The following is a 10,628-nucleotide window of genomic DNA, read 5'->3' as shown; positions in this document are numbered from 1 at the left end:
TATTTTCACTATATCACCTTTTCTACTAACATGCAATACAAATTATATTTTTACTAACATGCAATACAAATTATATTTTTATAAGTTTTCAATAATGTAAAGTTTATATTATTGAATAATTCTTAAATAGTCTAAAATATAAAAAGCATCAGATTATTTTCCAATGCTTTTTACATAACAGTTATTCAAAAATGTTTTTCAACTCACAGACCTCGTCTGAACCCGCAGAATATTTCCCGCACTCTTATTCTGCCCCTCTATCTTACCATAAATTCCGCCAACGTCAATTAGTTATTCCTCCCTTCAAATCCTCTATTTATTTTGTATATCTAAAATCCGTATATTTTTATTCTGCATTTCAATCATATTTTTGTTGAATGGACTACAAGAAACTGTTATACTCAATATACGGGTGCTGCCATAACGGTAGGCGGTTAGTCCTTCTACGGAGGGACTGTGACTCTCCGATTACATAGAAACCCTTTATATGGGAATTCCTTGGAAAGGAGGGCTAAGCCATGAGTATTATCGACTTCATAGCAGTTGTAAGTTTCGGCTTAACCTGCTTTAGCCTTGGATACAACTTCGGCAAAGATACTGCGAAATCACAAAAATAGCCGCCCAGTCCTGCAAACTTTGGCGACTATTTTTACATAAACCAATAAATATGGACTAACCGTCTATCGGTAGCACTCTTTTCAATATCATAATATCATGCATTTCAGAATATGTCAAAATCTTCTTTTCACATATCCCGAAATCTCCGATACCTCTCCTCTACCAGTTCTTCCCCATCCATCTTCTCATACTTTTCCAGGAATCTCAGAATTTTGCCTCTCAATTCTTCACACACCACTGGCATTGTGTCCACCGTAAACTCCCCCGGCTCTTCCACAATCTCTTCTACAATTCCCAGTTCCTTCAAATCCCCCGCCGTCAGCTTCATCACCTCGGCGGCCTCCGGCGCGCGTTTGCCGTCTTTCCACAGGATGCTTGCAAATCCCTCCGGCGACAGGATGGAGTAGATGGCATTCTGCATCATCCACACTTCATCCGCCACGGCGAGTGCCAGTGCACCGCCGCTGCCGCCTTCTGAAATGACAATAGAAAGAACCGGCGTTTTTAACGCTGACATTTCATACAGGTTCCGCGCAATCGCCTCGCCCTGGCCGCGTTCTTCGGCTTCCATTCCGCAGAAGGCGCCTGGGGTATCTACGAGACAGATAACAGGCCTGTGGAATTTTTCGGCCTGTTTCATCAGACGCAGGGCTTTGCGGTAGCCCTCCGGGGACGGCATGCCGAAATTGCGGCGGATGTTTTCTTTCGTATCCGCGCCTTTCGCCTCGGCGATGACCGTGACCGGTGTGCCGTCAAACGATGCAATACCGCCGATGATCGCCGCATCATCGCCATACAGTCGATCACCATGAAACTCAATAAAATCAGGAAACAGCTCCCGAATATAATCTTCTCCCACCGGTCGGTCCTTTTTCCGCGCTTTCTGCACACAGTCCCAAGCCGATGTTTTCTCTCCCGTTTCTGGTGCTGCCAAAGACCGCTTCACGTCTCCATCCCCCAAAGTCAGCACTTCCGAGGAAACTTCGATATCTTTCCCATGCATCCGCAGAATCTCCGACAGCACCTCTTTCGCCTCTTCTCTTGGCAGAATCCGATCCACAAACCCATGCTCCACCAGAAACTCCGCCCGCTGGAACCCTTTCGGCAGTTTCTGTCCTATTGTCTGCTCAATAACCCTCGGTCCCGCAAACCCGATCAGCGCATGCGGCTCCGCCAGAATAATATCCCCCAGCATCGCCCAGCTCGCCGTCACGCCGCCCGTCGTCGGGTCCGTCAGCACACTCACATACAAAAGCCCCGCATCACTGTGTCTTTTCAGCGCCGCCGACGTCTTCGCCATCTGCATCAGAGAAACAATCCCCTCCTGCATCCGCGCCCCTCCCGAGCACGCAAACAAAATCACCGGCAGCGAGAGCTTCGTCGCCCTCTCCACCGCCCGCGTAATCTTCTCCCCAACAGCCTCACCCATACTGGCCATCATAAACCTGCCATCACAGACCCCGATCACCGTCTCCATCCCGTTGATCCGTCCCTTACCAGTCACAACAGCCTCCGTAAGTCCTGTTCTCTCCTGCAGAGCCCTCACCTTCTCTTCATACCCCGGAAACCCCAGCGGATTCCCCGCCGTCATCCCCTGATCCCATTCCTCAAAACTCCCATCATCCAGAAGAAACTCAATCCTCCGATACGCATGCACCCGAAAATAATTCCCACACTTCGGACAAATATAAAGATTCCTCTTCACATCCTCCGTAAAAATAGCCCCCTTACAAGCATTACACTTCTTCAAAATCCCCTGCGGCGCCTCCGGCACCACCCCATCCGCCGTGTGCTCCTTCCGAAACACCGTCTTCTTAAAATACTTACCCAGCATCATACCACCATCACTCCTTACGTCATAACACTTTCACTCTATTGTCACCATAACAATCTTCCAACTACACACCTCACCCATCGAGGCATTCATTCTCTCTTCACCGCTCACTCCTGTCATCCCAGCCGCCACCCGCCCGCGTGTCGCTGACCACACTCTCCCAGTCGTGTGTCTGATCTCAGCCGCCCGGCAGTACAGCAGAGGGGGACGGCGCATTTGCAGGAGGAACTATAGCAAGACCCGAAAATAATGCAAAAAAGGCAGTGCTGCAGAGCGCGAATTGCAAGGAACAGATTTGAAGGCGTACCGGGGTACGACGAAAATCTGTGACGCAGTAATTCACGCTCTGCGGTGCTGAATTTTTTGCATTATTTTCGGGGATTGCTATAGAAACACTTAGGCTTCCAGAATTTGCGTTATTTTCAAAAATCCAACTGTCTGAGCGACAGCGAGTTTTGGATTTTTGAAAATGGTTTTAGCAAATGCTGGAGGCCTTAGTGTTTCTTTCCTCTGAAACCGCGCCGTCCCCCTCTGCTGTACTGCCGGGCGGCGTCCGTCTCTTACAATCTCTCCGTCAACCGCTCCACAAACTCAATATCCGCCCTCCCGGCCAGATACTCCTCTTCATTTAAAATAGAATACAAATAATCAACGTTAGTGTCGACTCCCTCGATGACGACTTCCCCCAGCGCACTCCTCATCCGCGCAATCGCCTCCTCACGCGTCCTCCCATGCACAATCAGTTTCGCCAGCATCGAATCATAAAACGCCGGAATCACATACCCGTCATACGCCGCCGTATCCACCCGTACTCCAAATCCACCAGGCAGATGCATCTCCGTAATCTTCCCCGGACAAGGCCTGAAATTCTTCGCCGGATTCTCCGCATTAATCCTGCACTCAATCGCATGCCCCGAAAGCCGGACCTCCCCCTGCGTCACCGACAGCGGCATCCCCGAAGCCACCCGAAGCTGCTCCTGAATCAGATCCACCCCCGTGACCCACTCCGTCACCGGATGCTCCACCTGAATCCGCGTATTCATCTCCATAAAATAAAAATTGCCGTCCGGCTCCAGCAGAAACTCAATCGTCCCCGCATTCACATAATGCGCCGCCTTCGCCGCCCGGACCGCCGCCGAGCCCATCCGCTCCCGCAGCGTGTCATCAATCGCCACACAAGGCGACTCCTCAATCATCTTCTGATGATTCCTCTGAATCGAACAGTCCCGCTCCCCAAGATGAATCACATTCCCGAACGAGTCCGCCATAATCTGAAACTCCACATGACGCGGATGACGAATCAGCCGCTCCACATACATCGTCCCGTCCGCAAACGAACTTTTAGCCTCCTTCTGCGCCGTCTGAAACGCACTCTGGAACTCCCCGCGCGTCTCCGCCATGCGCATACCCTTGCCGCCGCCTCCAAGCGCCGCCTTAATCATCACCGGAAAACCAATCCGGTCGGCCTCAGAAAGACCCGTCTCCCAGTCAAAAACAGGTTCCTTCGTCCCCGGAATCACCGGCACACCGGCTGCCTGCATCGTATTTCGCGCCTCAGACTTATTACCCAGCCGGTCCATCACCTCAGGAGATGGCCCAATCCACGTAATGTGGCACTCCTGGCATCTCCGCGCAAACGTGCTGTTCTCCGACAGGAATCCAAATCCCGGATGAACCGCATCCGCCCCCGTCACAAGCGCCGCACTCAAAATACGTTCCATATTTAAATAACTGTCCTTCGACGGCGCCGGCCCGATGCACACCGCCTCATCCGCGAGCTGCGCATGCAGTGCCTCCCGGTCCGCCTCCGAATAAACAGCGACCGTGAGAATTCCCATCTCACGGCATGCCCGGATAATCCGGACCGCGATCTCCCCACGGTTTGCAATCAAAACTTTTCGAATCATTGTGCTGCCCCCACCATAAAGGTCAGTTCCGCCTGCGCGACCACCTTGCCGTCGACCGAAGCAACCGCTTCCCCGACGCCCATCGGTCCCTTGTGGCGGATAATTTTCGTCTCCAGACGAAGTTTGTCTCCCGGTTTCACTTTTCCCTTAAAACGGCACTTGTTGATGCCGCCGAAAAATGCAATTTTTCCCTTATTCTCGTCAAGAGAAAGAATCGCAACCGCACCGACCTGCGCCAGCGCCTCGATAATCAGCACGCCCGGCATCACCGGCTCCTGCGGAAAATGACCGGCAAAAAAGTCCTCGCGGTACGTCACACATTTGTATCCAATACCGAATTCGCCCGGTTCAAAATCTTCTATGTAATCCACCAGCAGAAACGGATGTCTGTGTGGAATAATCTCCTGAATCTGTTTCGTTGTCAAACTGTTCATTCGCTGCTTCCTTTCTCGTCCCGGCTTTACGCTTTCACCCGGAACAGCGGTTTTCCGTAATCAACCATCTCGCCGTTTTTCACCAGAACCTCCGCAATCACGCCGTCCACTTCACTCTCGATCTCATTCATCAGCTTCATGGCCTCCACGATTGCTACGACCTGTCCCTTTTTCACGGTGTCGCCAACCTTCACAAACGGCTCGGCATCCTCTGCCGGAGCTGTATAAAACGTTCCGACCAGCGGGGATGTCACAAAAACGCCTTCTTCTGCTTCACTGTGCTCCTCAGCCGCTGTATTTTTTCCTGCCGTTTCTTTTCTCTCCGGCATGGCTGCTTCTTTCACTGTCACGCCATTTGCTCCGCCCATCATCTCTGCCATCTGCAGACCGGCACCGGATGGAACCCCGCTCATCTGCACCTGCACCGGAGCTGCTTTTCCATGCTCCATGGCAATCTTGATCCCATCAGCCTCGTAATCAAACGCGGTCAGCGAAGAATCCGAAACTTTATCAATCAACTGTAAAATCTGATCTAATTCCATCTTATTTTCCTTTCTGCACCGGAACACGATGCCGCTTTATTCATATTTCTGAAACAGCAGCACCGCATTGTGGCCGCCAAAACCAAGGGAATTGCTCATTGCCAGTTTCACATCGGTTTCCACCGGAGCGCCGATGCAGTAATTCAGATCGCATTCCGCATCTGCTTCCTTTGTTCCAACCGTCTGATGCACGAAGCCGTCCTGAATGGATTTCGCACAGACAACAGCTTCCACACCGCCTGCCGCGCCGAGCAGATGACCGACCATCGATTTCGTCGAGTTGACCAGCACATGGTCTGCCGCATCACCGAAGGCTTTCCGGATCGCACGCGTTTCAAACAGATCGTTGTGATGTGTAGACGTTCCGTGTGCATTAATATAAGTAACTTCTTCCGGTTTTACTCCCGCTTCTTCCATCGCAAGCTCCATCGCACGTGCCGCACCGCTTCCATCTTCCAATGGAGAAGTAATGTGGTACGCATCGCAGGTTGCGCCGTATCCGACTACCTCTGCATAGATCTTCGCGCCGCGCTGTTTCGCGTGCTCCAGCTCCTCAAGTACGAGAATGCCGGCGCCCTCGCCCATGACGAAACCGTTCCGGTCTTTATCAAACGGAATCGAAGCCCGCAACGGATCTTCCGACTCGGAAAGTGCGGTCAGTGCCGAAAAGCCTGCCACGCCGACCGGCGTAATTGCGCTCTCCGCGCCGCCTGCCACGCAGATGTCCGCATCGTTGTACTGAATTGCGCGGAAGGCATCGCCAATGCAGTGCGTTCCTGTCGCACACGCCGTCACCACGCTGGTACATTTTCCTTTCGCGCCGAGTGCAATCGCAACGTTTCCCGCCGCCATGTTCGCAATCATCACCGGAACGGTAAACGGGTTGACGCGGGAAGGATTTCTGGCATCAATTTTGGCTTTCGCCTGCTCGCATGCATTCAGATCACCGACACCGGAGCCCACCAGAACGCCGACGCGGAACGGATCTTCATTCTCCATGGAAATGCCGGCATCTGCAAACGCTTCTTTTGCTGCCGCAACGGCATACTGGGAGAAAGTTCCCATTCGTCTTGCCGCCTTGAAATCCATGCGTTCTTTTGCCACGAAGCCTTTGACCTCGCCTGCCAGATGTACTTTATATTCTGCTGTATCAAATTTCGTAATCGTTCCGATTCCGCAGGCTCCCTTGCGGACGCCGTTCCAGAATTCCTCCACGGTATTTCCAATCGGGGTTACCGCACCCAGCCCTGTGATGACTACTCTTCTCTTCATTCCAACTCTCCTTTTCTTAGATCACCATGCCGCCGTCGCAGTGAATCACCTGTCCGGTGATGTAAGCTGCCGCTTCGGATGCCAGAAATGCGGCCAGGTTTGCCACATCCTCCGGCTTTCCGAAATGGCCGAGAGGAATCTGGGATACGGATGCTTCTTTCACTTTATCCGAAAGAACCTCCGTCATATCGGTCTCAATAAAGCCCGGCGCAATCGCATTGACGCGGATGCCGCGGGATGCCAGTTCCCGTGCCGCTGTTTTCGTCAGGCCGATCACACCTGCTTTCGATGCCGCATAATTTGCCTGTCCGGCGTTTCCTGCCACGCCGACCACAGAAGCCATGTTGATGATGCAGCCGCTCTTCTGACGGATCATCGGCCGTGCCGCAAAGCGGATGCAGTTGAACGTTCCCTTGAGGTTTGTCTCAATGACACGGTCGAAGGCTTCCTCCGACATGCCCATCAGAAGGCCGTCCTTTGTGATGCCCGCGTTGTTGACCAGAATATCGATTTTCCCATACAAAGCAAGAATTTCCTTCATCCACGCTTCACACGCCGCAAAATCCGATACATTGCACTGCATCACACAGCCGTCTCCTCCTGCCGCGCGGATTCCCGCAAGCACGGTTTCGGCCGCCTCTTTCAAACCATTGTAATTGATGACAACAAAGGCTCCCTCCGCCGCCAGTTTTTCTGCAATCGCACGCCCGATTCCGCGGGATGCGCCCGTTACTACTGCTGTTTTTCCACTTAACATCTCATTCTCCTGCTGCATAATCCACTATCTATAATAAAGTTTCGCACACCTGATGCATTTCCTCATAGGTGCGGATATTGTAACCTTTTACATCCCGGTTGATTTTTCTTAAAAAGCCGGTCAGTGTTCTTCCCGGTCCGATCTCCACGAAGGTATCAACGCCGTCCGCAATCATTGCCTCGATGCTCTGCTGCCACCGCACACCGGATGCCACCTGCTGGATCAGAAGGCCGCGCGTCAGTGCAGTATCACGCACATACTGGCCGGTTACATTCGTCACATACGGAATCTTCAACTCCATAAAGCCGACGCCCTCGAGCGCTTCGGTCAGCCCCTGGGACGCAGCTTCCATCATCGGGGAATGGAACGGGCCGCTTACGTTCAGCGGAAGTACCCGCTTTGCGCCTGCTTCTTTTAACTTTTCCGAAGCCTCTGCCACTGCCGCCTCATATCCGGTGATGACAATCTGACCCGGGCAGTTGTAATTGGCAATGTAGGCGCCGGAAATCCCGCTCAAAATCTCTTCGATTTTTGCAGCTTCCATGCCGAGCACCGCCGCCATCGCGCCCTCGCCTGCCGGAACAGCCTCCTCCATCAGGATGCCTCTTCTGCGGACGACCTTCATCGCATCCGCCATTTCCATACCGCCGGCGGACACAATCGCGTTGTACTCGCCAAGGCTGAGGCCCGCTGTCACATCCGGCGTAAGGCCGCACGCCCGGATGGACTGCTCCATCGCCATTCCGGTTGTCAGCAGTGCAATCTGGGTAAACTCTGTCTGATCCAGATGTTCATTTTCCTCAAAACAGAGTTTTTTCATATCAATCCCGATCAGCTCGGATGCCATATCGTAGACAGCTCTCGCTTTCGGACATGCTTCATAAAAATCCGCGCCCATGCCGACACACTGGGAACCCTGTCCCGGAAACATAAATGCTGTTTTACTCATAACCGCGCCGGTGCTCCTTTCAGAAGTTCTTCCATCTCATTCATCATCTGTTCTATGATTTCTTTGCAGCTTTTCTCGTCTTTTACCATACCTGCAATCTGACCGGACATCACGCTTCCGGTTTTGACATCACCGTCCACAACGGCTCTTCGAAGACCGCCGAGCGTCAGTTTTTCCAGCTCTTCGAACGGAGCTCCCTCTTTTTCCAGTTCCAGATAATGACGTGTCATCTCATTTCGGATCGCCCGCACCGGATGACCGGTTGTGCGGCCTGTCACGCGGGTATCAATATCTTTCGCCTTGATCACCAGCTGCTTGTAATTTTCATGCACAACGGCCTCTTTCGAAGCGACAAAACGCGTTCCCATCTGAACCGCCTCGGCACCCAGCATAAAGGCTGCTGCCATGCCGCGTCCGTCCGCAATTCCACCGGCCGCAATGACTGGAATTTTTACGGCATCTGCCACCTGCGGAACGAGTGCCATCGTTGTCGTCTCGCCGATATGGCCGCCGGACTCACATCCTTCTGCCACAACGGCATCTGCGCCTGCGCGCTCCATTCGTCTTGCAAGAGCCACGGAAGCGACCACCGGGATGACGCGGATACCAGCGTTTTTCCACAGTTCCATATATTTCTCCGGATTTCCTGCGCCCGTCGTAACGACTTTTACGCCTTCCTCGGCAACCACTTTTGCCACCTCATCCGCATACGGCTCATCAGCATGATGTTGACGCCGAACGGTTTGTCCGTCAGTTTTTTTGCTTCGCGGATTTCATTCCGAACCCACTCTGCCGGTGCCGCCGATGCTCCGATGAGGCCAAGGCCGCCGGCCTCGGAAACTGCCGCTGCCAGATGATGCTCCGCCACCCAGGCCATGCCGCCCTGAATGACTGGATACTGAATCCCGAGTAATTTTGTCACTTCTGTGATCATGAATCGCTTCCTCCTGCTTCCCGATCTTTCTTAGTTTTTGTGCTGCTCCAGATACTCTGCAACATCACCGACAGTTACCATCGTTTCCAGATCCTCGGTCGGGATTTCCACGCCGCAGGTGTCCTCGAGGGACATGACCATTTCAAACAGATCCAGGGAATCTGCTCCGAGATCCTCTTTGAAGGAAGTCTCCGCTGTGATGGTATCGATGTCTGCTCCCAGTGCTTCTGCTACGGTTTCTTTTACTTTTTCTAACATGTTTTTGTCCTCACTTTTTTTCTTATTCTTCTTATTTTATATGGGCGTTTCTTACCATTCCAGGTACGCCGCGCCCCAGATCAGTCCTGCTCCGAAACCGGAGAGAACGATTCTCTGTCCTTTTTGGGCTCTGCCGGACCGGTTCCACTCATCCAGCAGAATCGGAATGCTCGCCGCACATGTATTGCCGTATGCTTCGATATTCCGCGGAAATTTTTCTTTCGGTGCTTTCAGTCGTTTTGCCACGCCGTCGATGATGCGGCTGTTTGCCTGATGAAGGATGAAGGCATCAATCTCCTCGACCGGCACCTCGGCTTCTTTCAGCACCTCGCGGATGACTTCCGGCACGCGGGATAAAGCAAACTGGAACACGGCACGGCCGTCCATCTGCAGATACGTTCCCTTTTCGCAGGTCAGCGACACGCCTTTTTCTCCATCGGAATGGATCTTTTCGCACGCTTTTGTCTCCTGTTCCTCCGCCGTCAGCACAATGGCTCCCGCGCCGTCCCCGAACAGAATGCAGGTTCCGCGGTCGTGCCAGTCCACCAGGCGGCTCAGGGCATCTGCGCCGATCAGCAGCACGTTTTTTGCCTTGCCGCTCCGGATATACAGCTGGCCCAGTTCATACACCGCAAGAAACCCGGTGCAGGCGGCGCTGACATCGAGACAGGCGGCACGGAAAGCACCGATTTCATCCTGCACAAGACAGGCGGTATTCGGAAAGATACTCTCCGACGAAGAGGTTCCGACGAGAATCAGATCCAGCTCTGTCGAACAGATCCCGGCATTTTCCAGCGCTCTTCTCGCCGCCTTTACTGCCATTTGGGCAACTGTCTCCTCCCCGGCTATGTGGCGCGCACCGATTCCCGTCCGCTCCCGGATCCAGATATCGCTCGTATCCACCATCTTTTCCAGATCTTCATTTTTCCATATCGTCTCCGGTACATACGAACCGGTTCCCGCAATTCTGCCGTTTTTCACCTTACTGTCCTCTTGCTTATTTCATTCTCAAACATTTTTCTTTTCAAATGTTTTGATATTCAAAGTATATCATCAAAATTCATTTTGTCAACCTTTTTTTATTGCTTTTTCCATTTCCCACTTCTATAATGAAACTATGTTC

General features: G+C 52.5%; 9 protein-coding genes and 1 pseudogene. All 10 read right to left on the bottom strand.

The features are described 5' to 3' along the window. Nucleotides 1-745 precede the first annotated feature (745 nt). Nucleotides 746-2,455: an acetyl-CoA carboxylase carboxyltransferase subunit alpha gene (locus tag DW965_RS16050; RefSeq protein WP_082424902.1), complete on the bottom strand. Its 1,710-nt coding sequence runs from the start codon at nucleotides 2,453-2,455 to the stop codon at nucleotides 746-748. A gap of 557 nt (nucleotides 2,456-3,012) precedes the next feature. Next, nucleotides 3,013-4,359: an acetyl-CoA carboxylase biotin carboxylase subunit gene (locus tag DW965_RS16045; protein WP_117509541.1), complete on the bottom strand. Its 1,347-nt coding sequence runs from the start codon at nucleotides 4,357-4,359 to the stop codon at nucleotides 3,013-3,015. Then, on the bottom strand, nucleotides 4,356-4,793 hold the full coding sequence (gene fabZ, locus DW965_RS16040; protein ID WP_022462591.1) for a 3-hydroxyacyl-ACP dehydratase FabZ: 438 nt from the start codon (nucleotides 4,791-4,793) through the stop codon (nucleotides 4,356-4,358). Before fabZ ends, DW965_RS16045 begins: the two co-directional genes overlap by 4 nt. 26 nt (nucleotides 4,794-4,819) lie before the next feature. Further along, nucleotides 4,820-5,335, bottom strand: a complete 516-nt coding sequence (accB, locus tag DW965_RS16035) for an acetyl-CoA carboxylase biotin carboxyl carrier protein (RefSeq protein WP_117760991.1) — start codon at nucleotides 5,333-5,335, stop codon at nucleotides 4,820-4,822. Nucleotides 5,336-5,371: 36 nt separating this feature from the next. Then, the gene (gene fabF / locus DW965_RS16030; protein ID WP_119198609.1) at nucleotides 5,372-6,607 is read right to left on the bottom strand and encodes a beta-ketoacyl-ACP synthase II; all 1,236 of its coding nucleotides are present in this window, start codon (nucleotides 6,605-6,607) and stop codon (nucleotides 5,372-5,374) included. Nucleotides 6,608-6,623: 16 nt separating this feature from the next. After that, nucleotides 6,624-7,364, bottom strand: coding sequence for a 3-oxoacyl-[acyl-carrier-protein] reductase (gene fabG / locus DW965_RS16025; protein ID WP_119198608.1), 741 nt, complete (start codon nucleotides 7,362-7,364; stop codon nucleotides 6,624-6,626). A gap of 28 nt (nucleotides 7,365-7,392) precedes the next feature. Next, entirely contained in the window at nucleotides 7,393-8,313 is a 921-nt protein-coding gene (gene fabD, locus DW965_RS16020; RefSeq protein ID WP_119198607.1) for an ACP S-malonyltransferase, read from the bottom strand. Then, nucleotides 8,310-9,247 (bottom strand): annotated as a pseudogene (fabK, locus tag DW965_RS16015) (enoyl-[acyl-carrier-protein] reductase FabK). The gene fabD and the pseudogene fabK overlap by 4 nt, the downstream one beginning before the upstream one ends. A gap of 30 nt (nucleotides 9,248-9,277) precedes the next feature. Then, nucleotides 9,278-9,505, bottom strand: coding sequence for an acyl carrier protein (gene acpP, locus DW965_RS16010; RefSeq protein ID WP_022462597.1), 228 nt, complete (start codon nucleotides 9,503-9,505; stop codon nucleotides 9,278-9,280). Between the two features lie 51 nt (nucleotides 9,506-9,556). After that, nucleotides 9,557-10,486, bottom strand: a complete 930-nt coding sequence (locus tag DW965_RS16005) for a beta-ketoacyl-ACP synthase III (protein ID WP_119198606.1) — start codon at nucleotides 10,484-10,486, stop codon at nucleotides 9,557-9,559. Nucleotides 10,487-10,628 lie beyond the last annotated feature (142 nt).

Origin of the sequence: Blautia sp. AM47-4, assembly GCF_003479865.1 — a bacterium.
GTDB classification, from domain to species: Bacteria; Bacillota; Clostridia; order Lachnospirales; family Lachnospiraceae; genus Fusicatenibacter; species Fusicatenibacter saccharivorans.
Note: the sequence above shows the minus strand (reverse complement) of the source record. Positions and strands in the feature narration are given on the sequence as shown.

What these genes read in the sequence shown, in the direction of transcription:
- accB (WP_117760991.1), bottom strand. Translation starts at nt 5,335, where the DNA reads ATGGAATTAGATCAGATTTTACAGTTGATTGATAAAGTTTCGGATTCT.
- DW965_RS16050 (WP_082424902.1), bottom strand. Translation starts at nt 2,455, where the DNA reads ATGATGCTGGGTAAGTATTTTAAGAAGACGGTGTTTCGGAAGGAGCAC.
- fabZ (WP_022462591.1), bottom strand. Translation starts at nt 4,793, where the DNA reads ATGAACAGTTTGACAACGAAACAGATTCAGGAGATTATTCCACACAGA.
- fabG (WP_119198608.1), bottom strand. Translation starts at nt 7,364, where the DNA reads ATGTTAAGTGGAAAAACAGCAGTAGTAACGGGCGCATCCCGCGGAATC.
- fabD (WP_119198607.1), bottom strand. Translation starts at nt 8,313, where the DNA reads ATGAGTAAAACAGCATTTATGTTTCCGGGACAGGGTTCCCAGTGTGTC.
- fabF (WP_119198609.1), bottom strand. Translation starts at nt 6,607, where the DNA reads ATGAAGAGAAGAGTAGTCATCACAGGGCTGGGTGCGGTAACCCCGATT.
- acpP (WP_022462597.1), bottom strand. Translation starts at nt 9,505, where the DNA reads ATGTTAGAAAAAGTAAAAGAAACCGTAGCAGAAGCACTGGGAGCAGAC.
- DW965_RS16045 (WP_117509541.1), bottom strand. Translation starts at nt 4,359, where the DNA reads ATGATTCGAAAAGTTTTGATTGCAAACCGTGGGGAGATCGCGGTCCGG.